General features: G+C 62.5%; 20 protein-coding genes. 11 read left to right on the plus strand and 9 right to left on the minus strand.

From position 1 onward, the window contains the following. Nucleotides 1-669 carry a heme exporter protein CcmB gene (locus C7435_RS09735; protein ID WP_121211180.1) on the minus strand — a complete coding sequence of 223 codons (669 nt, stop codon included), beginning with the start codon at nt 667-669 and terminating at the stop codon, nt 1-3. Further along, nucleotides 666-1,319 (minus strand): heme ABC exporter ATP-binding protein CcmA, encoded by a 654-nt coding sequence (gene ccmA / locus C7435_RS09740; protein WP_170150422.1) that lies wholly within the window; start codon nt 1,317-1,319, stop codon nt 666-668. Before ccmA ends, C7435_RS09735 begins: the two co-directional genes overlap by 4 nt. Before the next feature lie 161 nt (nt 1,320-1,480). On the opposite strand from ccmA, the gene acnA reads away from it, so the two are divergent. The 3 genes from acnA to C7435_RS09755 all read left to right on the plus strand — a co-directional run bounded on the left by acnA (nt 1,481) and on the right by C7435_RS09755 (nt 7,193). Beyond that, nucleotides 1,481-4,156 (plus strand): aconitate hydratase AcnA, encoded by a 2,676-nt coding sequence (gene acnA / locus C7435_RS09745; RefSeq protein ID WP_121211184.1) that lies wholly within the window; start codon nt 1,481-1,483, stop codon nt 4,154-4,156. A gap of 78 nt (nt 4,157-4,234) precedes the next feature. Next, nucleotides 4,235-4,984: a DUF1223 domain-containing protein gene (locus C7435_RS09750; RefSeq protein ID WP_121211186.1), complete on the plus strand. Its 750-nt coding sequence runs from the start codon at nt 4,235-4,237 to the stop codon at nt 4,982-4,984. Nucleotides 4,985-5,168: 184 nt separating this feature from the next. Beyond that, nucleotides 5,169-7,193: a DUF3857 domain-containing transglutaminase family protein gene (locus C7435_RS09755; protein ID WP_170150423.1), complete on the plus strand. Its 2,025-nt coding sequence runs from the start codon at nt 5,169-5,171 to the stop codon at nt 7,191-7,193. On the opposite strand, the gene C7435_RS09760 is transcribed toward C7435_RS09755, so the two are convergent. Next, on the minus strand, nt 7,190-7,741 hold the full coding sequence (locus C7435_RS09760; RefSeq protein ID WP_075190091.1) for an ActR/PrrA/RegA family redox response regulator transcription factor: 552 nt from the start codon (nt 7,739-7,741) through the stop codon (nt 7,190-7,192). The genes C7435_RS09755 and C7435_RS09760 overlap by 4 nt on opposite strands. Before the next feature lie 37 nt (nt 7,742-7,778). Next, a complete protein-coding gene (locus tag C7435_RS09765; protein WP_075190092.1) occupies nt 7,779-9,101 on the minus strand; it encodes an ActS/PrrB/RegB family redox-sensitive histidine kinase in 1,323 nt (440 codons plus the stop codon). Nucleotides 9,102-9,267: 166 nt separating this feature from the next. On the opposite strand from C7435_RS09765, the gene C7435_RS09770 reads away from it, so the two are divergent. Together C7435_RS09770 and C7435_RS09775 are read left to right on the plus strand one after the other, a co-directional pair. Continuing rightward, a complete protein-coding gene (locus tag C7435_RS09770) occupies nt 9,268-9,900 on the plus strand; it encodes an SCO family protein (protein WP_121211189.1) in 633 nt (210 codons plus the stop codon). Nucleotides 9,901-9,946: 46 nt separating this feature from the next. Then, nucleotides 9,947-11,209 (plus strand): polyhydroxyalkanoate depolymerase, encoded by a 1,263-nt coding sequence (locus C7435_RS09775; protein ID WP_121211190.1) that lies wholly within the window; start codon nt 9,947-9,949, stop codon nt 11,207-11,209. Between the two features lie 75 nt (nt 11,210-11,284). Here C7435_RS09775 and C7435_RS09780 read toward each other — a convergent pair whose 3' ends face one another. Continuing rightward, nucleotides 11,285-12,853 (minus strand): aq_1923 C-terminal domain, encoded by a 1,569-nt coding sequence (locus C7435_RS09780; RefSeq protein ID WP_121211192.1) that lies wholly within the window; start codon nt 12,851-12,853, stop codon nt 11,285-11,287. Nucleotides 12,854-12,959: 106 nt separating this feature from the next. Next, nucleotides 12,960-14,969, minus strand: a complete 2,010-nt coding sequence (locus C7435_RS09785; protein ID WP_121211194.1) for a transglycosylase domain-containing protein — start codon at nt 14,967-14,969, stop codon at nt 12,960-12,962. Nucleotides 14,970-15,100: 131 nt separating this feature from the next. Here C7435_RS09785 and C7435_RS09790 point away from each other — a divergent pair, with 131 nt between their 5' ends. Further along, nucleotides 15,101-15,280 carry a hypothetical protein gene (locus tag C7435_RS09790; RefSeq protein ID WP_075190097.1) on the plus strand — a complete coding sequence of 60 codons (180 nt, stop codon included), beginning with the start codon at nt 15,101-15,103 and terminating at the stop codon, nt 15,278-15,280. Here the strand turns inward: C7435_RS09790 and C7435_RS09795 are convergent. Further along, on the minus strand, nt 15,268-17,151 hold the full coding sequence (locus tag C7435_RS09795; RefSeq protein WP_121211195.1) for a cation:proton antiporter: 1,884 nt from the start codon (nt 17,149-17,151) through the stop codon (nt 15,268-15,270). The genes C7435_RS09790 and C7435_RS09795 overlap by 13 nt on opposite strands. 66 nt (nt 17,152-17,217) lie before the next feature. Between C7435_RS09795 and C7435_RS09800 the strand changes: the two genes are divergently transcribed. Further along, entirely contained in the window at nt 17,218-17,475 is a 258-nt protein-coding gene (locus C7435_RS09800; protein WP_121211197.1) for a hypothetical protein, read from the plus strand. Here the strand turns inward: C7435_RS09800 and C7435_RS09805 are convergent. After that, nucleotides 17,472-18,002 carry a hypothetical protein gene (locus C7435_RS09805; protein WP_121211199.1) on the minus strand — a complete coding sequence of 177 codons (531 nt, stop codon included), beginning with the start codon at nt 18,000-18,002 and terminating at the stop codon, nt 17,472-17,474. The genes C7435_RS09800 and C7435_RS09805 overlap by 4 nt on opposite strands. 145 nt (nt 18,003-18,147) lie before the next feature. Between C7435_RS09805 and C7435_RS09810 the strand changes: the two genes are divergently transcribed. Continuing rightward, a complete protein-coding gene (locus C7435_RS09810; RefSeq protein WP_407658355.1) occupies nt 18,148-19,035 on the plus strand; it encodes a glycerophosphodiester phosphodiesterase family protein in 888 nt (295 codons plus the stop codon). Between the two features lie 105 nt (nt 19,036-19,140). Here the strand turns inward: C7435_RS09810 and C7435_RS09815 are convergent, their stop codons facing one another. Continuing rightward, entirely contained in the window at nt 19,141-19,353 is a 213-nt protein-coding gene (locus tag C7435_RS09815) for a cold-shock protein (RefSeq protein ID WP_075190102.1), read from the minus strand. Between the two features lie 407 nt (nt 19,354-19,760). On the opposite strand from C7435_RS09815, the gene C7435_RS09820 reads away from it, so the two are divergent. The 3 genes from C7435_RS09820 to rarD all read left to right on the plus strand — a co-directional run bounded on the left by C7435_RS09820 (nt 19,761) and on the right by rarD (nt 22,303). Beyond that, nucleotides 19,761-20,054 carry a hypothetical protein gene (locus tag C7435_RS09820; protein WP_121211204.1) on the plus strand — a complete coding sequence of 98 codons (294 nt, stop codon included), beginning with the start codon at nt 19,761-19,763 and terminating at the stop codon, nt 20,052-20,054. A gap of 216 nt (nt 20,055-20,270) precedes the next feature. Further along, on the plus strand, nt 20,271-21,290 hold the full coding sequence (locus tag C7435_RS09825) for an aspartate-semialdehyde dehydrogenase (protein ID WP_121211206.1): 1,020 nt from the start codon (nt 20,271-20,273) through the stop codon (nt 21,288-21,290). 104 nt (nt 21,291-21,394) lie between these two features. Next, nucleotides 21,395-22,303, plus strand: coding sequence for an EamA family transporter RarD (rarD, locus tag C7435_RS09830; protein WP_121211208.1), 909 nt, complete (start codon nt 21,395-21,397; stop codon nt 22,301-22,303). The last annotated feature ends 49 nt before the right edge of the window (nt 22,304-22,352 follow it).

A 22,352-nucleotide genomic window follows, 5' to 3' on the forward strand; every position in this document is an offset into this window, starting at 1 on the left:
CTAAGCCAAGCGACTGCGCAATGCAGCCGCAATCCCGAAGGGTGCCAGTGCCGTTGCCCCCAGCGAAACAGCCAGGGTCAGCAGCAGATTGGCCAACGCTCGCTCATCGCCCTCGAAAGCGGCGCGCCCGGCTCCGGCGGCAAAAATCAGCACCGGCACCATCATCGGCGTGGCGATCAGCGCAATCAGAAGTCCGCTGCGGCGGATCCCGGCGGCCAGGGCCCCGGCGAAGCCCGCGATCAGCGACAGCGCCGGGATAGCGGCGAGCGAGGCCAGTGCACCCACAGCAGCAGGGGCAACAGGAACCCCATACATCAAAGCACCGACAAGACCGATGACCGGCAGGGGCCACAAGGTCGCGGCGGCCTGCCCCATCACCTTGGCCAGGACCAGCCAGGACGGGGTCACGCCGCTGAGCAGATAGAGCTCGGCGGTACCGTCGCCATGATCATCGCCAAACAGACGGTCGGCGGATTGCAGGACCGAGAGCAGGGCCGCAAAGCCCATAATGCCCGGACCGATCGCCGCCAGAAGGTCCGGTGCGGGGCCGATGGCCAAGGGGGCCAGTGTGATCGCGGCAAGGAAGAAGGCTGCCGGACCGGCAGCACCGCCACCGCCGGCCCAGGCCAGGCGCGCTTCCCGCACAAAGACAGCTCCCAGGGCACTCATCGGTGCGCTCCCAGATCGATCCGCTTGCCGTCAGGCCAATCGAGTTTCTGATGGGTCGCGGCAATAACACTCCCGCCGCGCGACCGGTGCCAGGCGACCAGTTCGGCCAGTCGCGCCCGTCCGCCGCCATCAAGCGGGCCTGCCGGCTCGTCGAGCAGCCATATGGGCCGGTTCATCAGCGCCACCCGGACCAGAGCTGTGCGCCGTTGTTGACCGCGCGACAAGCGACCGGCGGGGCGGTCGATCAGGCTCTCAATTGCCATGGTGCGCATGACAGGGAGGATCGCCTTGCGCGATTGCCCGGCCATGTCGGCCCAAAAACGCAGCGCCTGGCGCGGCGTCTCGCCCGGTTTCAGCCCGTCGGCATGGCCTAGCCAGGCCAGTGCCTCGGCGGCGGCGACGGCTGGTGCATGACTACCGATATCAATCGTGCCGGCCTCGGGCCGGATAAAACCGGCGATGGCGCGCAGCAATGTCGTCTTGCCGGTCCCGTTCGGACCGCTCATCACCACGGCCTCGCCGGGAGCAAGCTCAAGGCCGAAATCGCGCACCAGCATGACCTCGCCCCGCGCCAGGGACAGACCGGAAACACGAAGCGTTTCCGGGCGCAGCGTGGGCATGTCAGGGAAATTCAGGGTCTCGGTCTGCATGGCTTTGCATGTCGCCTGACAGCACCCCATCCGTCAACGCACGGAACGCCGCATTGCAGCAAACCGAATGTCCGGCTAAAACCCGCCAAAACATGTGGCCGTAAACTGCGGCCCACCTCCCCACCGGGTATTTTACCCCTGACCCCATGAGGACGACGCATATGGCCTCTCTCGACAGTTTTTCCTGTAAACGCACCCTCACCGCCGCCGGTGAGACCTATGCCTATTATGACCTGAAGGTCGCCGAGGCGAACGGGCTGGCCGGGGTTTCCCGCCTGCCGGGCTCGCTGAAAGTGCTCCTGGAAAACCTGCTGCGCTTTGAAGACGGCAAGACTGTCACCAAGGCCGATATCGAGGCGATGGCTGAATGGCTGACGACCCGCAAGTCGACCCATGAGATTGCCTACCGTCCGGCCCGCGTGGTCATGCAGGACTTCACTGGCGTGCCGGCCGTCGTCGACCTTGCTGCCATGCGCGATGCCGCCACCAAGCTTGGCGCCGACCCGGACCGTATCAACCCGCAAGTCCCGGTCGACCTGGTCATCGACCACTCGGTCATGGTCGACAATTTCGGCCAAGCCAACAGCTTCGCGAAAAATGTCGAGCGCGAATATGAGCGTAATGGCGAGCGCTACAAATTCCTGAAATGGGGCGCCAAGGCGTTTGATAATTTCCGCGTCGTCCCGCCGGGCACGGGCATCATCCACCAGGTCAATCTGGAAAACCTGGCCCAGGCCGTGTGGACCAAGGAAGAAAACGGCGAGACCATCGCCTATCCGGATACCTGCGTCGGCACGGACAGCCACACCACCATGATCAACGGCCTCGCTGTTCTGGGTTGGGGTGTCGGTGGCATCGAAGCGGAAGCAGCCATGCTCGGCCAGCCGGTCTCCATGCTGATCCCCGAAGTGATCGGCTTCGAGCTGACCGGCAAGATGCCGGAAGGCGCGACCGCGACCGACCTCGTCCTGAAGGTCGTGGAAATGCTGCGCAAAAAAGGCGTGGTCGGCAAATTCGTGGAATTCTACGGCACCGGCCTTGATCACCTGTCGCTGGAAGACGAAGCCACCATCGCCAACATGGCGCCGGAATATGGCGCCACCTGCGGCTTCTTCCCGGTCGACAACGAAACCCTCGCCTATCTCACCGCCACCGGCCGTGACGACAAGCGCGTCGCGCTCGTCGAAGCCTACTCCAAGGCCCAGGGCATGTTCCGTCCGGAATACGATGCCGACCCGGTCTTCACCGACACGCTGCATCTCGACATGTCGACGGTGGTTCCGGCCGTGTCCGGTCCGAAGCGCCCGCAAGACTGGATTGAACTGTCCAACGCTGCCGCCGGCTTCGCGCGCATCATGGAAAGCGAGTACGGCAAGGGCGACGAGCTGGACAAGTCGGCTCCAGTCGAGGGCGAAGACTATCGGTTCACCAATGGCGATGTCGCGATTGCGGCCATCACCTCGTGTACCAACACATCAAACCCGTCCGTCATGCTCGGCGCCGGCCTTCTGGCCCGCAATGCCGTGGCCAAGGGTCTGAAAACCAAGCCCTGGGTGAAGACCTCGCTGGCTCCGGGTTCGCAGGTTGTGACCGACTATCTGCTGCGGGCCGGCCTGAATGATGATCTCGACGCGCTCGGCTTCGATCTTGTCGGCTATGGCTGCACCACCTGTATCGGTAATTCCGGCCCGCTGCCGCCGGCCATCTCCAAGACGATCAATGAGAACGACCTCGTTGCGACCTCGGTCCTGTCGGGCAACCGCAATTTCGAAGGCCGGATCTCGCCGGACGTGCGTGCCAACTATCTGGCCTCGCCGCCGCTGGTCGTCGCCTACGCCCTGGCTGGCTCGATGAAGGTCAATCTGGTCACCGACCCGCTGGGCCAGGACCAGGACGGCAATGACGTCTATCTCAAGGACATCTGGCCGAGCTCGGCCGAGATCGCCGAAGTCGTTCGCACCTCGGTCACCCCGGACATGTTCGCCAAACGCTATGCCGACGTATTCAAGGGCGATGACGCCTGGGGCGGTATCGAGGTTTCCGGCGGCCTGACCTATGCCTGGGACCACACCTCGACCTATGTTCAAAACCCGCCCTATTTCGAAGGCATGACGATGGATCCGGAAAGCCCGGGCGATGTCATCAACGCCAAGATCATGGGTCTGTTCGGCGACTCGATCACGACCGACCACATCTCGCCGGCTGGTTCGATCAAGGCCGACAGCCCGGCCGGTCGTTATCTGCAGGAACGCCAGGTGCCGGTGCTGGAGTTCAACTCCTACGGCTCGCGCCGCGGCAATCATGAAGTGATGATGCGCGGCACGTTCGCCAACATCCGCATCAAGAACAAGATGCTGGACGGTGTCGAAGGTGGTTACACGCTCAAAGACGGCAAGCAGGTCGACATTTTCGACGCCTGCATGGAGCACCAGGCCAACGGTACGCCGCTGGTCGTGTTCGGCGGCAAGGAATACGGTACCGGCTCGTCGCGTGACTGGGCGGCCAAAGGCACCCGCCTGCTGGGCGTCAAAGCCGTGATCGCCGAGAGCTTCGAGCGCATCCACCGCTCCAACCTGATCGGTATGGGCGTCCTGCCCCTGCAGTTCGAGGATGGCGGCAGCTGGGAAGCCCTGGGTATGACCGGCGACGAAACGGTTACGATCAAGGGCATTGAAAGCCTTGAGCCGCGCGCCGTGATGACGGTCGAGATCACCTTCCCGGACGGCACGGTGAAAACCGCTCCGGCCCGCGCCCGGATCGATACCGAGAACGAGCTGGAATATTTCCGCCATGGCGGCATCCTGCACTACGTGCTGCGCAACCTCGCAGCGTCGTAAGGCACCAGTCATCATGCTCCCGTCCGCGTCACGGCCATTTGATTGGATGATGCGGGCGGGCATGCTTATCTAAATGCCATGAAATGGCTCCCCACCCTCGTCCTGACCCTCCTTTGCTGGCTTGCCCTGCCGGTTGCAGGCTGGTCGCAAGACGACCAAGCGCCAGCTGACGAACGACCGGTCCTGGTCGAGCTGTTCACCAGCCAGGGCTGCGGGCTGTGTCCGGAAGCCAACCGCTATCTCGGGGAACTCGACCAGCGCGCCAATGTTTTCGTGCTCGCCTATGCGGTGTCCTACTGGGACATGTATGGCTGGACCGACACCTATGCCCGCCCGGAATATGTCCAGCGTCAACGCACCTATCTGCCGCGCCTCGACGTGCCGCGCCTTTATACGCCGCATTTCGTGGTCGATGGCGTCACCGACTCGCCAGGCTGGGAGCAGGACGCCGTTGCCGAAGCCGTCAGCGCCCGATTGTCGGCCATGCCTGACAGCCCGGTCATCAGCGTCGCCGACGGGCCTTTCGGCTCATTCCGGGTGACCCTTGATGGCGCAGCACCCGAAGAAGATCTCGACGTCTGGCTGATCGCCTATGCACCCGGCTGGGCCACGGTCGAAGTCGGGGCCGGCGAAAACGAAGGCTTGAACATGCTCCACTACAACATGGTCAAGAGCCTGACATATCTGGGAAATTGGTCCGGCGGGCCGGCCAGTTTCACCGGTGAAAGCTTCCGCCGCTATGGCACGGTCGCCATCGTCCAGGGCGCCAATGGCGGCCCGGTTTACGGCTATGCCCGCGTCGCGCCCAGCGACAGCGCGCCCCGCTAACGCGGCGCAACTTGCAGCTTGAACATCCGGCAGATCACCCCCTAGAGTTACGGCGACTTGGGGGAGTTGTGTGATGTTGTTACGCGTCTTCATCGGAGCCGTCCTGGCTCTGGTTTCATCGATCAGTGCGCTTTGGCTGTACGGCCAAATCAGGCCTTCAGAAACGGCACAATCAAATCCGGCGTTGACCGAGCCCATCCGCTTCGCGCCGTCGGTCGAACCGGAAATCACATTCCAGCCCCGACCTGATTTTGTGCGGGTTGTGGACGTGCCATCGCCGGATGAGGTCGACAAGCCCGCTCAAAACGGGCTGAGGCCGGTATTGTTTGATTATCAGTCCCAGGCTCGCGCCCGTTCGATGGCGCATTATTACAGGCAGGTTTTCGATGCGACGACGCAAGCGGGTGCGACCGGCCTGTCGCAGGTTTTCATTCCATTTGACCCCACGACCCAAACTGTTGCCTTGCACAGCGTCTTGCTCCTTCGAGGCGAAGAAGCCCTGGATGTCACCCGTGAGGTACGCGTCGAATTCGTGCGCCCGGATGGCGCTGTCCAAACGCGCATCTTCAATGGCAGTGTGACGGGTCTGGTCCGCGTGCCGGGGACCCGATCCGGCGACCGGCTCGATGTTGAATACTCCATCACGGATCATTCGACCGTGACCGGTTTTCGTCACTCCCAGGTGATCAATCTCGGCCCTCCGGTCGATCAATTCATGCAAGTCCACTTGCGCTCCGCCTGGCGGGGCGACCCACCGCAGCACGTGACATTCGGTGGCGCACCGGAAATGACGGAAATCCGGGAAGGCGATTATTCCGTCCTGGAATTCGGGCCTGATGTCCTGCCGGCAACCGAGACGGAGTTTCTGACACCGCATTGGCGCTTTCCGCACCCCCTCTTTCTGGCGTCGCAATTCGAGAGCTGGCACGAAGTTGCCAGCTGGGGTGAGAGATTCTATCGACCTGTGGAAGATCCGTTGATCGCGGAGCTGGCGCAGACAATCCAGGCGGAGCACGAGGACGATGAGGCGCGCATCCTCGCGGCCTTGCGGCACGTGCAAAACGAGATCAGCTATTTTGCCATTCTCCTCGGTGAGGGAGGCTATCGTCCAGTCCACCCGGCGGAAACGCTACGCTTCTCCGAAGGGGACTGCAAAGCCAAGGCATTGCTCTTGATTTCGCTCCTGGATGCGATGGGAATCGAGGCCCGGGCCGCCTTCGTCCATACAGAGACGGGTCGTGGAATTGACAAGCTTCCGCCGACACCGTTCGCCTTCAATCATGTCATCGTCGAAGTCAGTCATGGCAATCGCCGCCATTTGGTCGATCCGACCGACATTGAACGATCGGGCGGCCTGCGGGAGCAGGCCCGGCAAGATTGGGGATTTGCGCTCGTCGCTGACGCGGGCCGAGGCGCGCTCGAACGCATAAGCATTCGCCCATCCCGCATGCCATTGGCTGACATTGATGAGCAGTATTCCATCACCAGTGCCGAACGGGATGATCATCGCGCGGTGCTGCGGACGTGCTGGACCTATCGCGGCGAAATGGCTGACGCCATTCGGCAGGAAATTCGCATGAACGGCATGGATGCAGCGCTCGCAAGTTATGAGCGCTTCTACGCCAGTCGCTCTGATGACCTGACCATAATCGGCGGAGCCGAACTCGCCGACGATCCGGAGACCGGACACCTCATCTACACGGCCGAGATGCAAGTTGACCTGTTCGACTTCAGTCATCCGGACTCGGAAATGCCGAGCTACATTTTTATCGCACACGGGGCCTCGCGTGCGATCCTGGGCGCGCCGCTCGAAGCGCGCGAAAACCCGCTCGCCCTACCCTATCCTTACGACTTCCGGCACCGCATCACGCTGAACCTGCCCGAAGGGTCCTCGCACTGGATTCCCGATGATCCGAGCTATCGCCAGTACATGAATGATATGACCGTCGAAAACGACGCATTCGAGCTCACCGACAGCCGGGATTTCACCGAAAATCGCGTTGTCCTGACCGCCCGGACTCGCATCCTGGAACCGGAGATATTGCCGGACCTGTTCACACGTGTCGAAAATGACCTGCAGGGTTCGGATCCGATGTCCTATGTCGTGATCGGCGAACAAATAAATATGCAGGTCGACCCCGGGCGAATGCAAAACCTGCTGATACCCAGCCACGCGCCCGCCCTGCCCGAGTACACGACAATCCGCTAACGCGGGGCGCGCTTGGCCAGGATGCGCTGCAGGGTGCGGCGGTGCATGTTCAGACGGCGGGCGGTTTCCGAGACATTGTGATCACACAACTCGAAAACCCGCTGGATATGCTCCCAGCGGACACGGTCGGCGGACATCGGGTTTTCCGGCGGTTCCGGCTTGTCTTCCGGATGCGCCAACAAGGCCTTGATGATGTCGTCGGCATCGGCGGGTTTGGAGAGATAGTCGACGGCACCGGCTTTGACCGCGGCGACAGCCGTCGCGATATTGCCATAGCCGGTCAGCATCACGACCCGGCAATCAGCCCGCGAGGCGTGCAGCGCCTTGACCACATCCAGCCCGTCACCATCCTGCAGACGCAGATCGAGGACCGCGAAAGCCGGCGGATTGGATTTTGCGACCTCCTTGGCTTCGTCGACCGTGGCAACCGCCGACACAACAAAGCCGCGCCCCGTCATCGCGCGGCCGAGCCGCGTACGGAAGGGCGCATCGTCGTCCAGGATGAGGAGGGATTTGTCCTCGGGAAGTTCGTAATCGATCTCGCTCACGCGTCGGTCCTCGCGAATTCTTTGTCTTGTCTGATATCTAACCCAGTGCGGGCGGCGCCTCTACCCGTTTGCGCGGCCAACGGATGGCGACAACGGCTCCGCCGGGCGCCGGCGCATTGTCAAAACGCACCACACCGCCGCTTTTCTCGATCATCGTCTTGGCAATGAACACACCCAGCCCGAGACCACCCTGCCCCGGCGTTCCCGAGCGGGTCGTGACATAGGGCTCACCGATCTTGGACAGGATGTCAGAGGTAAAGCCCGGCCCGTCATCGATCACCCGCACATAGATATTGGTACGGTCCCAACGCCCTTCCACGACAACGCGCGAGACGGCAAAATCGACGGAGTTCTCGATGAAATTGCCGATCCCGTAGAGCAGTTCCGGGATACGCCGGAGAACTGGGGCCTCCCCGTCACTCGCGCCCGACAGCTCGACCGTAACCACCGGCCCCAACCCGCGCAACGGCACGCTGGCCTCCTCCAGGGCAGCAACAAATTCGATCCGGTCATGGCGCACATCGGACGCCTCTTGCACCTCGCCAAGCCGCTTCAGTATGTCGCGGCAGCGCCGGGCCTGGGTCACCAGTAATTCGGCATCATCGCTCAACGATGTCCCGGCCTCGATCTCGCGCAGCATTTCTTTCGCGGTCAATTGGATAGTCGCCAGGGGTGTTCCGAGTTCGTGCGCCGCTGCCGCCGACAGGGCGCCCAGGGCCGACAGGCGCTGTTCTCGCGACAGCACGCTCTGGGTGGCCGCCAATGCCGTCGCCATGCGTTTGCCTTCATGGCTCACCCGCCAGGAATAGACCGCCGTAAAAGCCACGGAGATGAAGATCGCCGCCCACAGACCGAACACATACATGCCGGGCAGGTCGAGCGCTGCACCGCCATACCAGGGGAGCGGCAAGCTCCACGTCCACATCGCGCCGGTGCCCGCCAGGGCAATGCCGGCGATCCCGCCCGACCAGCGCGGCGGCAATGCCGCAACCGCGATGATGATCGGCGCGGCGAGCATCACGATGAATGGATTTTGCAGCCCGCCAGTCAGCATCAACAGGGCGCTCATTTGCAGAACGTCAAACCCCAGCTGGGCGAAGGCTTCCCAGTCACGGGCAAATTTCTGCGGCGGCACGGCCAGGGTGAGCCAGGTATTGACCAGGGCGCTGAGTGCAATCAGCCCGAGGCAAAAGCCGATCGGCAATTCGAAACCGGCGAGGAAATGCACGACAAGGATGGTCACTGACTGACCGCCAACCGCCAGCCAGCGCAGCATCACCAGGGTGCGCAACCGCAAACGGCCAAAGACCGGTGTCAGGTGGGCATCGCCGCCATACGGGTCCCAGTCACTCTCACTCATGAACTGCCTCCCTCATGGATCAGGCCGCCCGGCGGCGTGACCGCGCCCGGTGATGGACAGGCGGCAGGCTTGCCCCTACCTTCGCACTCGCAGCAATCCGACGTATACTGGGTAACATGCTTCGTCGGCGTCCGAACAGCTCGGACGAACCCGCCAAGGAGTGAGAATGCCGCGTTCCATGCTCTGGCTGCTGATCGCAGCGCCGACCATCGTCCTGATCATTGTCTTCAGCGCTCTCCTGTCACAAGGCGGAGAACGTCAGGAGCGCCGTGCCGAGGTCCGCACCAGCGGTGAAGCGCTGGTTGGCGGCCCGTTTGAGCTGGTCGACCACACGGGCGCGACGGTGACGCAGGATAGCTATGCCGGCAAGGCCATGCTGATCTATTTCGGCTACACCTATTGCCCGGACATCTGCCCGTTCTCGCTGCAGGTGATGGCGGCGGCGATGGACCAGCTCGACGCCGATGAACGCGCTCGCATCCAGCCGATCCTGATCACGGTCGATGCCGAGCGTGACACCCAAGAGCAAATGGCCAGCTATGTCAGCTCACCGGCCTTCCCGGACGGGCTTGTCGGCCTGACCGGTAATGAGGACCAGATCGCCGCGGTCGCCCGCGCCTATCGTGTTGTCTATCAGCGCGCCGAGGATGATGGCAGCGGCGATTATCTGATGGACCACAGCTCGATCATCTACCTGATGGACAATGACGGCAGATTTGTCGACGTCTTCTCGTCCAATATCGATCCGCGCGACCTCGCGCGACGCCTGCAAGACTTCCTTGAGGATAATCCCGGATAGTCGTCCGGAACAGTGTCGGCCTTCGGCGCCGACGCGAGGAGACCGCATGCTTTACAGCGTCTATGAATTCAACCGCATGGCGATGACGCCCTGGCGCGCCGCCGCCAATGCCACGCGTCAGATGATGCGCTCACCCATGAACCCCATGGGCGACACGATGGCCGGCCGGACCATGGCCGCGGCCGCCGAGTTGTTTGAATCCGTGACCCGCCGCTACGCCAAACCCGAATGGATGATCGAGCACACCGAAATCAACGGCCAATGCGTGGGTGTTTCGGAACACGTCGTCTGGAGCAAGCCATGGTGCTCGCTTTTGCATTTCGAGCGCGACCATGACGCCCTGATCGCCGCCCGCGGCGATACACCGGACCGCAAAGTCCTGTTCGTGGCACCGATGTCCGGCCACTATGCGACCCTGCTGCGCGGCACGGTGGAAGCTTTCCTGCCGGACAGCGAGGTCTACATCACCGACTGGCAGGACGCCCGCATGGTGCCGCTCACAGACGGTCGTTTCGACCTCGATGAGTTCACCTCCTATATCCGCGAAATGATTGCCGTACTGGGTCCGGATGTGCACGTGGTGGCGGTTTGCCAGCCGGGACCGCCAACGCTGGCCGCGATTGCCATGATGGCCGAGGATGACGACCCGTCCCGCCCGGCATCGATGACCTTCATGGGGTCGCCGATCGACACCCGCCTCTCGCCGACAGTGCCCAACAAGCTGGCCGAGGAAAAGCCGTTCGACTGGTTCGCCGGAAATCTCATCCACACGGTGCCGGCCCCCAATCCGGGCGCTTTCCGCCGTGTTTATCCGGGCTTCCTGCAACTCGCCGGCTTCATGAACATGAATCTGGACCGCCATGTCGACGCACACTGGAACTTCTTCACCCAGCTGGTCGAAGGCGATGGTGACAGCACCGACAAGCACCGAACATTCTATGACGAGTACCTTGCCGTGATGGACCTGTCGGAAGAGTTCTACCTGCAGACGATCACCGATGTCTTCCAGGAGCACAAGCTGGCCCGCGGCGAACAGATGCATCGCGACCGCAAGGTCAGCCCGTCAGCGATCCGGGACATCGCCCTTCTCACCGTGGAAGGTGAGAATGACGATATTTCCGGCATCGGGCAGACCCAGGCCGCTCACACGCTGTGCGACAAACTGCCGGAAAACCTGCAATCCGACTGGATTCAGCCGGATGTCGGCCATTACGGCGTTTTCAACGGCCGCCGGTTCCGTGAACAGATTGCGCCGCGCATGAAGACATTCATGGATGAGGCCGGTCAGGCTGCGCTCGACGCGCGCTGAGGCCACATCAGTCCGGAAACGAAAAAGGCGCCACCCCGACAGGTGGCGCCTTCTTCATGTCAGCGGCCCTGCGGATCAGGGCGCGTCAGATGTAAAGCTCAGACCAAGAGCCTCGAACTCGAACGTACCTGTTTCGATGTCCTGCAGCATCCCGCCGATGCTCAACGGGGCCGGCGGCGTCATGTCGATGGTCAGGCTGCCGCCCTGATTGATGAAATTCGTCAGTGCCGTCGAAAACTCGGCCAGGACGGGTCGCGGGATTTCCGGCGGCGCCTGCATCAGGCCCATGCCGACCATGGCACCAGCCTGGATGCGTAGATCATCCTTGGAAATGCCTTGGACCGCGGCGCCAGCATCGAGCGCCCGATCAAGGATCGAAAGATCGACAATCCGCATCGAGAGATTATTGACCAGCAGCGGCGCCATGAGTTGCACGACGGCGTCCATCTCGGGACCCTCGGCGCCTTCGCTTTCGCGAAGCGCCTCCATCGCGACCGGCAGGTTGGCGAGATAGGCATCATAGCCGGAAATGTCCTGGCCCATTTCCAGCCGCAAGCCGTCGGTCAACTCGATGTAATTGTCTCCCGTGGTGTAGGCCCGGCCGGTATCCTCATCATAGATCGAGCTGGCGACCATCCGCAGCTCCAGCTGCTCATAGCCCAGCATGCCCAGGCCCATGGCCAGTTGCGCACCGGCAGGCTTGGAAGGGTCCGGGATCAACATCGCCGAACCGAGTTCCGCCGTGCTGGTGATACGCGAACCCTGCCGATCCATTGCCGCCGTCAGATAGTCCATCGAGAAATGAACGCCGGCCGCATCAACCAGGATGTCACGCATGGCAAAGCGGTCATACAGGTCCAGCGGCGCGAAGACGGCGCTCTGGTAGTAGGCCTCCATGACCGCGCTTTCATCGGCCCCGGCGGCGGCAGCATCAATCATGTCCGCATAGGCCTCGGTCTGGAAGCCCAGCAATGAGACCTCACCCATGTTGAAGGTGACCGGTTCGCCGCTCTCATCGGAGCCAGAGAAGGCAAGGCCGAGCATGGCAAAACGACCGAGCTCGATCCGGCTGTAATTCTCGATGACAAATTGCGCGAGGCTGAACTCGAACGGACCCGTTTCGCCAGAACCGGAACCGGACAGGCCCTCAACACTGAAGCCCGCAAACTCATAAGTATTCCAAGCCGGCTCATAGTCTTCATCGGCTTCGCCAGCGACCGCACGACCAAAATCGGTCGTCATCGCAGCATTGGGGCCGTCAATGGCAATCCGATCGAGACGCATCACCATGTCGTCGGTCTCGTCCGTGGCGCTGATGCCTTCCAGGGCAAACCCGTCGAACAGGACTTCGCCCGCATCGCTCAGGCGCAACGCGTCAAAGACCATTCGCTCGGCCCGGATTTCATCGGGACCGTCACTGTCGCCACCATCACCGAAATCGCTAAAGGTCACGTCATTGAGGATGTAGCGGCCACCGCGAAAATCAGCGCTGGCATAGCTGACGGATTCATTGGTGCCGTCCAGGCCCATCCGGGCCATAGCGGCCTCGGCGGCGGCACGACTTTGCGCCTCTACACTGCCGGCCGGCAACATGAAGGCAACGACGCTGGCCGCGGCCGCGGCAGAAAGCAGGCTGTATCTCATAATGACCCCCTCATCGATGGGTGTTTCAAAGTCCCTCAATCCGCAGTTTAACACCGCAATTGCGACACGTCGCTGAAACACGGCCCATTTAACAGGGGATTGTCGGCTAGTCGCGTCCCCCCAGCCCGGACAGAAAAGCGCCGATCGGATCCTCGTCCGGCTCCTCCACCGGCACGGGTCGAGCATCTGCATCAGGCAGGATAAGCGTTTCAATGGTCGCGGCGGCGACCGGTGCGGGTGCCTGGACCGGACGGGCGGCCAGGCCAGTCCGTGGAGCCGCAGCCAGATAGGCCTGGAATATCCGCGCCGGTGGGCCACCGCCGGTCGCGCGCTCGGTTGGTGAATTGTCGTCATTGCCAGTCCAGACGACGGTGACAAGCTGGCTGTCGAAACCGGCGAACCACGCGTCCCGGAAATCGTTGGTGGTGCCGGTTTTGCCACCGATCGTCAGACCGGGCACGTCTGCGCGACGTCCCGTTCCCTGCCGGACATTGGTCAGGAAGAGGTCCCGCATGCGGGCCTGGGTCCGGGCATCGAGAACCAGCTGGCCAGCACTTGCCGGCGCCGCATAAACGAGATCGCCCGCGTCGGTTTCAATCCGGTCGATCCCGTACGCGCCTGCGCTCAGACCACCATTGGCGAACGGCGTATAGGCGCTGGCCAGTTCCAGCGGGGTGACCTCGAACACGCCAAGCGCCAACGACCGGTCGACCCGCATCGGGCTTTCAATCCCCAACCGCCGGGCCAGCCGGGCGACATGGCCACGACCGGTCTCCTCGGCGATCTGGACCGCGATCGAATTGGACGAGCGGATGAAACCTTCCCGCAAACTCATCTCGCCGCGATACTCGTCATTATAGTTCTGCGGCGCCCAGTCACCGATCCGGACCGGTGCATCATTGCGCCGGTCTTCCGGTGTCAGGCCCGCTTCGAAGGCTGAGGCGTAAACGAAGGGCTTGAAAGCCGATCCCGGCTGTCGTTGGGCAAGAACCGCCCGGTTGAACTGGGACCGGGCATAGGAGCGACCGCCAACCATCGCGCGCACCGCGCCGTCATGTGCCAGCGAAACCAGGGCCCCTTCACCGGCGCCGGAGGCCAGTTCGTCATCACCAAGAATATCGCTGATTGCCCGCTCGGCAGCGCGCTGCGCATCGACATCCAGCGTCGTATGCACGACCAGGTCGTCATGCTCGAGGCCGGCGATCCCGCGCACCTGTTCGGCCGCCCAGTCGATGAAATATTGCGCACCCTGGCTGGACGCACCACGCGAAACCCGGATCGGAGTCCGGGCCGCGGCGATCCGTTCCTGCTCCGTAATCCGTCCGGTTTGCGCCATCAGGTCGAGGACAACCGTGGCCCGGGCCGCAGCACGTTGCGCATCATTGACCGGGCTGTATCGCGACGGCGCCTTGAGCAGACCAGCCAACAAGGCCGCTTCGCCAAGGCCCAGTTCGCTCGCTGGCCGCGAAAAATAGCGCAGGGAAGCGGCCTCAACACCGTAGGCGCCACCACCGAAATAGACCCGGTTGAGATAAAGCTCGAGGATCTCGTCCTTGCTAAACCGACTCTCGAGCCAGAAAGCGAGCATCATCTCCTGCACCTTGCGGCGCAGGGTGCGCTCGGGCGACAGAAAGAGGTTCTTGGCCAGCTGCTGTGTCAAGGTGGACCCGCCCTGCACAACCCGGCCGGCACGCAGATTGGCCACCATCGCGCGCGCCAAGCCAATGACATCGACGCCGGGATGGCTGTAAAAGCGCCGGTCTTCAACGGCCAGCACCGCATCGATGAGGTAGGACGGCAGCTCATCAACCGTGACTTCATGGCCATGCGCCGATCCGCGCCGCGCGATCAGGGCGCCGTCGTGATCGAGGAAGGTGATGGTGGCCGTCCGCTCAACCGCCTGAAGACCGCTGGTGTCGGGCAGGTCGCGGGCAATCGAGACAAGCCAACCGCCGACGACGAGACCGCCAATGATGATCAGGCAAGCCGCCATGCGCAGCCAGGGAAAGCCACCGGCGCGCGACCGCTTGCGCCGCGCCGGACGTCTGCGGCTCCGCGAGGGGGCCGCTGAACGGGCGCGTTCTGCTGCTTTGGACTTTCCGGGCCGGCGGGCCATGCTCGATCCTCGTCGCAAAACCGGTGATTTCATCTGCCTGCAACAGGGTTAATTCCACATGAAGGACGGCGTCTGCGGGCTTGCACTTGTTCAAGCCTGACTGCACGATGCGGCCAAAGAGGGACCTCATCATGTCAGTCAAGCGTTCACTTCTTGTCCTTGCCGTGCTTCTGGGCACAGTCAGCCTGTCAGGCTGCATCGCGATTTATGAGGGAACGGACGCCGTCTGCCCGCATGGCGATCCCAATGCTGACAACTGGCCCTATTGCGGCGGTGCCGCGCCTGGCGGCGCGCAGCCTTACGACGACTGATCCGGCACCTCACCGGTCGCGACGTCTGGATGTCCCGCTTCCGGAGGCGCAAAACGGATCAGGACCGTGCCCGCCTGGGCCGGTGGTTCGCGGCCTGATCCCAAGAGATGGAAGGTCCCGTTCGGCAGACGCGCGATCACCAGGTCCGGTGCCTCGCCGACCTCCTCGAGATAGGTCGCCAGCGGATAGCCATCGGACAGTTTGGTATTGCGGAAGCGCCAACCCTGCCACCAGTCGCGCGCCAGACCGTCATAGCCACGGCCGCGCCGGATCAATGTCCGACCCCGCGCCGTATAGGCAATCGCGCGCGGATCATCTTCGACCTTTTCGGCATCGACCGGCCCGTCAAAGCCCGACAGCTGGAACACGCGGCTGCGCCCGAGCTCGGGGCCATAGTCAATACAGACCAGCGCGTTGTAGGCGTCATTCGGCGAGGCGGCGAGCAGGGCCGAGAAACGTGCCGGCTCCAGCCGCCAGTCAGCCGCCTCGGACAGGACTTCCCCGTAGTGGATATCATGACCGGCCAGCCGAGCAGCCCGCAGGCGTCGCCAACTGGTATCGGCAATGGTGACCGGCACATTCGCTTTTTTCAGCGCGTCGGCCAGACCCAGGCTCCACGGATTGGCACCGACGATGAGCAGGCGTTCCGGGCCGGTCTGGGACAGACCCAGCAGGCGAGCCAGCGGAGAGACGGCAAAACCACAGCCGAAGACACTGATGAAAATGGTGACGAAGACCAAGGGCGCCAGAATGGCAGCGTCCTCGCGGCCGACATCGATCAAGGTGGCAGCGAGATGACCGGCCGCAGCCGCAGCGACCACACCACGCGGCCCGATGATGCCGATAAAGGCCGTTTCCTTGAGGTCCAGCCCAGAGCCGAACGTCGCCAATGCAACGGAGAGCGGACGCACGATCAGGATGAAAACCGCCACGAAGGCCAGGTGCCAGCCATTCAGGGCCAACAGGTCGGCCGGCGCCAGATCGGCAGCAAGCACCACGAAGACACTCGCCACTAGGATCGAGGCGATACCCTCCTTGAAACGGCGCATTTCCTCGATCGAAGCGAGCCGCGAATTGGCAACGACAAGGCCAAACAGGGTCACGGCCACAAGCCCGGTCTCATTGGCAAGCGCATCAGCGACCGCAAAACAGACCAGCACCGATGCAAGCACCAGCGGCGCCTTCATGGGTTCCGGCACCCAGCCGCGCCTGAATGCGCGCGACAAGCCCGTTCCGAAACCGAAACCCAGAGCCGCGCCAATCACGGCACCGAAGGCCAGCGCCAGACCGGCCTCGGCCCAGTCCTGCCCCATGGCGGTCTGGCGGATCGCCTCGAACACGAAAACAGCAGAGAGTGCGCCGATCGGATCGTTGACGATGCCCTCCCATTTCAGCACCGACGCGATCCGGGCCGGAAGCTTGGCCTGACGAAGCAGAGGCAGGACAACGGTCGGCCCCGTCGTGGTGAGCAGGGCGCCAATCATGGCTGACAAATCCCAGGCAAGGCCGGCAACATAGTGGAGCGCCAGGACCGCGCCCGCCCAGCCGAGCGGATAGCCGAGAAACACCATGCGCCGCACCGGACCCGAAGCGTCGCGCAACTCTCGGAAGTTCAGTGTGATGCCGCCTTCAAACAGGATAACGGCGACCGCCAGGGCAATCATCGGGCGCAGATACTCGCCGAAAACCGCGGAGGGATGGACCAATGGCGCACCCGCCGCAAAGGCCCAGATCGGCCCCAGGATCAGGCCGGCCCCCATCATCAAAACGATGGAGGGCCAGCGCAGGCGCCAAGCCAACCACTGGGCCGCAATACCTGAACCGGCGATGAGTGCGATGGTCAGGGTGAGGTCAGGTCCGGTGTCTATCATGGCCAAGGTGTTAGCGCGTTTCGTTCCATTCGTCGCCCCGGAGGCGACATACCTGGGGAGGCAAAAATGGACACCCTGCCGCACGAGGCCCAATTGGCCCTGACTTCATTCCTGATCGCCCTGGCGATTGGGGGACCGGTTGCCCTGATCGGCGCTGGAAACACCATCATTGCAGCCCGTTGGATCGGTACTTTCGTGGTGCGCCGGCGCGTCACGACAGGCATTCTCGTCAGCCTGCTTGGCGGGGCAGGCCTGTTCGGTCCCCGCCTGTTGGGTCCGGGCAGCGAGCTTGTGGCGAGCCTGATGGGCGGCCTGTTCGCCTAGGACACATCCTCTTCGGCATGAATCAGGTCGAACCCGATGGACCGACCGCCATAATCGCCGTTCTCATAGAGGTCAGCCTGGTCTTCGAACCAGCGGATCAAATGGTCATGCAAGCGTTGGAAGACGGTATCGAGGTCTGCTGTCTCCAGCGGCAGACCGATATCAAAAACCGGCCCCTCTGCAATCGCGACTTCGACGTGATGGCCTTTTTTCGTGCATGTCAGCACAAGGCGGGTCCAGTCACCGGTCCGCGACACCCGCACCGCAAGACCAAAACTGATCGGCCCCAGCGGCAGAAATCCACTGCCAGAGACCGAGAACGCGCCGGATCTGTGCGGCTGCGGCGACCAGGCGCCCTGTGGTGGAACGAGGTGGACACACGCTTTGCCCTCAGCGCCGAGGAAGCGGCAAAATCCCGTCGCGAGATTTTCCGCGACCGAGCGGATCACCGCGTAATTATCAAGCGAATAGCCGCCGTAACGCTCGGCCGCGTCAGCGAGTTGGTCGAACCGGGTCTTGTCGCTCATTTGTCACTCCCGTGAGATACCGACACAAGCTAGTGTGCTGAACTGAAAAACGGGAGGGGGAAATGCGACAAATCTTTATGGGTGTTGGGATTTTGGCGGGACTGGTGGCCTGTTCACCGAACACCGGGTCGCCGACAGGCCATGTCTGGACCACCCTCAACGGAGAAGCACCGCTGGTGAACGCCCGGAACACACGATCGAAGCCTACACGCTGGCGATCGAACAGGGCGCCGATGTGATCGAACCGGATCTGGTGATGACCGCTGACGGCGTTTTGGTGGTTCGGCATGATCACTATCTCTCGACCACCACCAATGTCGCAGACCATCCCGAATTTGCTGACCGCCGGCGCTTGCAGGGCGAGCAAAGCGACTGGTGGGTCGAGGACTTCACCCTGGCCGAGCTGCGCACCCTGCGGGCCCGCCAGCCATGGCCGCAACGCGATGCCAGCTTCAACGACCGGTTTCTGATCCCGACTTTCGAAGAAGTGCTCGATCTCGCGACGGCCCACAATGTCCGTACAGAGCCGGAAATGAAGTCGCCCGGACACTTCGTTTCGGTGGGGCTGGACCCTCTACCGGAACTGGTCCGCATCCTGCGCGAACGCGGTCTCGACACGGCCGACGCGCCGACCGCGATCCAGTGTTTCGAGCCGGACTTCCTTGCCCGCCTCAATGCCGAAATTGACACGCAACTTTTGATGCTGGTCTTCCCGATGCAGGAACTCGATCCCGAGGCTGATCCGCGTCAGCCGACGGTTTCACTCACCGATATGGCGGCTTTCGCTGACGGGGTCGGGCCGTCCAAGGCACTGGTCATCACGGCGGAGGGCGAAGATACCGGCTTCATCGCCCGCGCCCATGAGCTGGGCCTGGCCGTTCACCCCTGGACCTTCCGCGATGATGTCCCGGTCGCCGATGGCGTGACGATCGAGGACGAGCTTCGTCGCATCTACGCGCTGGGCGTCGATGGCGTGTTCACCGATTTCCCGGCGACCGCCGTCCGGGTGCGGGACGCAATGGGCGATGAATAGCCGGAAACCGGCAGAACCCGCCGAACAAAGAAAGCCAGACAAAGAAAAACGGCGCGGAGCTGCAGCTCCGCGCCGTCATCCAGATCTTGCGATCCCTGAACTGCCTTAGTCGGCAAGCTGCAGGTCAACCGCCTTCGGACCCTTGCCGCGACGATCCGGCTCGGTTTCGAAGGAGACTTTCTGGCCATCTTCCAGACCCGGCAGGCCAGAAGCCTGGACAGCCGAGATGTGCACGAAGACGTCATTGCCGCCCTCGTCCGGGGTGATGAAGCCAAAGCCTTTGCTCTGGTTGAAGAATTTAACGACACCTGTAGCCATTAGAGGGAACCTTCCCAGTATGCATGCCCCGCGTCCGGGCATAAAATGAAGTCAGTATCAGCGTCCTGACACCGGTATTACGGACGTAGAAAGTCGGGGAAGGCTGAAGTCTATGGGTCCGATGGGACCCTGCCACGCAAAACATGAACAGGCATCGGGTAGGCGATCAGTATTCCGTCCGGCCAGTTCGGCCGCCCGTCCCGACTTTTATGCGCACGAATTCGCCTTCAAGGCAAATGAAACTCCTGTGGCACTTCACGATTGCAGGGTCATAATCAAGACGACGGAGCCTTGCGCGATTTTGGGATCGCGCTCTGATATTGCTCCATCAACAGCGCCTGTCGGAGCCATCAATCACACCCCCGCCCCGCCAACCGGCAAAACGCGCTGCCCAACGAGGACATGCCATGACCCGACGCCGCTTTCTTGATCGCACCCGCCGCAATCGTGAAGAACAGGCCCGCTCGGGTAAGTCTTTCAACCCGGCGACGATGATCCGCCTTGCGTTCTTCGGAGTCGCCCTCGTCGTGGCCGCCGCGGTCTATGTCGGCTTCTGGCGTCAAGGCGAGACGATCTATGATGGTCCCTGGGGGTTGATGCAGCGGCTGATCACACCGCTCTTCCTTGACATCAACGCGCTTGAGCTGATCGTCATGGCCCTGGTCGCGCTGGTCGCCTGGCGCATATGGCGCCGGCTCTAGCTCGCGGCCACCACGAAACACAAACACACCCGAAATTGGGATGAATACAGCCAAACCATCCAAGAATTTGGGCATACATGCCGTCTTGCGACAAAATTTTGCCCCACCGAGACACGCAATCCTGTCATCGCCACTAGCCAGCGCCGCATCCCGGGTTTAATGCCTCAATCGACAGAGCCAGTCGACAACACAGGCACGCAGAAAGGTCATCTTGCAATGGGCGTCAAAGTAGCAGTGTTCGGAGCAACCGGAGCCGTCGGCAAGGAAATGCTCACCATCCTGGCGGAGCGTCTTTTCCCCGCTGATGACATCCATGCCTTGGCCAGCCGCAAGTCGATGGGCGTCGAACTCTCCTACGGCGACCGCACCCTGCGCTGCAAGAACGCCGAAACCTTCGACTTTTCCAGCGTCGACCTCGTCCTGATGTCCGCTGGTGGCGATGTGTCGAAGGAATGGACGCCGAAGATCACCAAGGCCGGCGCCATCGTGGTCGACAATTCCTCAGCCTGGCGCATGGATCCGGACGTGCCGCTGGTGGTGCCGGAGGTCAATCTGGACGCCCTCGACGGCGTGAAGAAGAAGGGCATTGTCGCCAATCCGAACTGCTCGACCATCCAGCTTGTCGTCGCGCTGAAGCCGATCCATGACCGCGTCGGCATCAAACGCGTCAATTGCGCAACCTATCAGTCGGTCTCCGGTGGTGGCCAGGCGGCAATGGACGAGTTGTGGACCCAGACGAAGGGTATCTACGTCAACGACCCGATCGAACCGCAGGTCTTCACCAAACAGATCGCCTTCAACGTCATTCCCCACATCGACACCTTCATGGAAGACGGGTCCACCAAGGAAGAGTGGAAGATGATGGTGGAGACCAAGAAGATCCTCGACACCAGGATCAAACTGTTCGCGACCTGCGCCCGGGTGCCGGTATTTGTCGGCCATTCGATCGCGGCCCATCTTGAACTCGACGGACCGATGTCGGCCGGCGAGGCCCGCGATCTGCTGCGGGAAAGCCCGGGCCTGATGGTGATCGACAAGCGCGAAGACGAAGGATACATCACGCCGGTCGAAAGCGTCGGCGAGTTCGCCACCTTCGTATCGCGGGTCCGTGAAGACCCGACGGTCGAGAACGGACTTGCCCTCTGGGTGGTGTCCGACAATCTTCGCAAGGGCGCCGCCCTCAACGCCGTGCAGATTGCGGAAGGCCTGCTGAACAAGGGCCTTATCGGTCGCTGACGCGACTGCGCACGACGGCGCAAACCTGCCATGCGCAGGAAGCGGGTCGCCATCGACAAGCAGGCTCCCTATGTGCGGTGGACGACATCGACCAAGGAGCCCGCATGTCCCCCGACACTTCACACGATATGCGCCGCGCCTTGGCGGCCGGGCTGTCCGGCTATCTGATCTGGGGCGTCGCGCCGCTCTTCTTCCAGACACTCGACTTTGCCAGCGCCCTAGAGATCATCCTGCACCGGATAATCTGGGCGGTGCCATTGCTGGCGGGTTCCCTCGCCCTGTCCGGCCGCTTGCGGGCCGCGCTGGGCGTTCTGGCCGACCGCCGGACCTTGCTGACCCTGCTCGCGACGTCATCGCTGATCTCTGTCAATTGGTGGGGTTTCATCTATGCGGTCAATTCGGGCCACGTCCTGCAGGCGTCACTGGGCTACTATATCAACCCGCTGATGAGCGTCGCGGTGGGTGTGATCATCCTGCGCGAACCGCTCGGCCCCTGGCGCATTGCCGCGATCTCACTGGCCGCGCTCGGCGTCGCCAACCAGATCCTCACGGTCGGCGAAGTGCCGTGGATCTCGCTGATGCTGGCGACCACCTTCACTGCTTATGGCTATTTGCGCAAAGTCGCAGCCGTGGATGGCCGGGTCGGCCTGCTGTGGGAGACGCTTTTCATGCTGCCCTTCGCGCTGATCGCCTTTGCCTGGTTGCAAGCAAGCGGCGCCGGACATTTCCTGGAAACGCCCCTTCAGACAGCCCTCCTCGTCGCTGCCGGCGCAGTGACGGTCATCCCGCTCCTGCTCTATACGATCGGCGTGCGCGGGCTGAGGCTATCGACGATGGGTCTGCTGCAGTTCATCGCACCGACCTTGCAGTTCTCGATCGGCGTCATGAGCGGTGAGACCTTCGAAACCGGCCACCTGATCACCTTTGCCTTCATCTGGGCGGGTGTCGGCTGCTTCACCTGGAGCCAGATCCGTCGTGAGCGCAAATTGGAAGCCTTGGCCGAAGAGACCTGAGACGCTGTCGCTGACCTTGACCGGCACGCCTCACTGCCTTCTCCTGCCC

The sequence above is a fragment of the Maricaulis maris genome, assembly GCF_003634045.1.
In the GTDB taxonomy this organism is placed as follows: Bacteria; Pseudomonadota; Alphaproteobacteria; order Caulobacterales; family Maricaulaceae; genus Maricaulis; species Maricaulis maris.

Bases quoted from the DNA above. Each gene is read 5' to 3' on its own strand.
- rarD (WP_121211208.1), top strand. From the start codon at position 21,395: ATGTCCCCCGACACTTCACACGATATGCGCCGCGCCTTGGCGGCCGGG.
- acnA (WP_121211184.1), top strand. From the start codon at position 1,481: ATGGCCTCTCTCGACAGTTTTTCCTGTAAACGCACCCTCACCGCCGCC.
- C7435_RS09815 (WP_075190102.1), bottom strand. From the start codon at position 19,353: ATGGCTACAGGTGTCGTTAAATTCTTCAACCAGAGCAAAGGCTTTGGC.
- C7435_RS09735 (WP_121211180.1), bottom strand. From the start codon at position 669: ATGAGTGCCCTGGGAGCTGTCTTTGTGCGGGAAGCGCGCCTGGCCTGG.
- C7435_RS09765 (WP_075190092.1), bottom strand. From the start codon at position 9,101: ATGAGTGAGAGTGACTGGGACCCGTATGGCGGCGATGCCCACCTGACA.
- ccmA (WP_170150422.1), bottom strand. From the start codon at position 1,319: ATGCAGACCGAGACCCTGAATTTCCCTGACATGCCCACGCTGCGCCCG.
- C7435_RS09775 (WP_121211190.1), top strand. From the start codon at position 9,947: ATGCTTTACAGCGTCTATGAATTCAACCGCATGGCGATGACGCCCTGG.
- C7435_RS09770 (WP_121211189.1), top strand. From the start codon at position 9,268: ATGCCGCGTTCCATGCTCTGGCTGCTGATCGCAGCGCCGACCATCGTC.
- C7435_RS09820 (WP_121211204.1), top strand. From the start codon at position 19,761: ATGACCCGACGCCGCTTTCTTGATCGCACCCGCCGCAATCGTGAAGAA.
- C7435_RS09825 (WP_121211206.1), top strand. From the start codon at position 20,271: ATGGGCGTCAAAGTAGCAGTGTTCGGAGCAACCGGAGCCGTCGGCAAG.
- C7435_RS09790 (WP_075190097.1), top strand. From the start codon at position 15,101: ATGTCAGTCAAGCGTTCACTTCTTGTCCTTGCCGTGCTTCTGGGCACA.
- C7435_RS09780 (WP_121211192.1), bottom strand. From the start codon at position 12,853: ATGAGATACAGCCTGCTTTCTGCCGCGGCCGCGGCCAGCGTCGTTGCC.
- C7435_RS09805 (WP_121211199.1), bottom strand. From the start codon at position 18,002: ATGAGCGACAAGACCCGGTTCGACCAACTCGCTGACGCGGCCGAGCGT.
- C7435_RS09785 (WP_121211194.1), bottom strand. From the start codon at position 14,969: ATGGCCCGCCGGCCCGGAAAGTCCAAAGCAGCAGAACGCGCCCGTTCA.
- C7435_RS09750 (WP_121211186.1), top strand. From the start codon at position 4,235: ATGAAATGGCTCCCCACCCTCGTCCTGACCCTCCTTTGCTGGCTTGCC.
- C7435_RS09795 (WP_121211195.1), bottom strand. From the start codon at position 17,151: ATGATAGACACCGGACCTGACCTCACCCTGACCATCGCACTCATCGCC.
- C7435_RS09800 (WP_121211197.1), top strand. From the start codon at position 17,218: ATGGACACCCTGCCGCACGAGGCCCAATTGGCCCTGACTTCATTCCTG.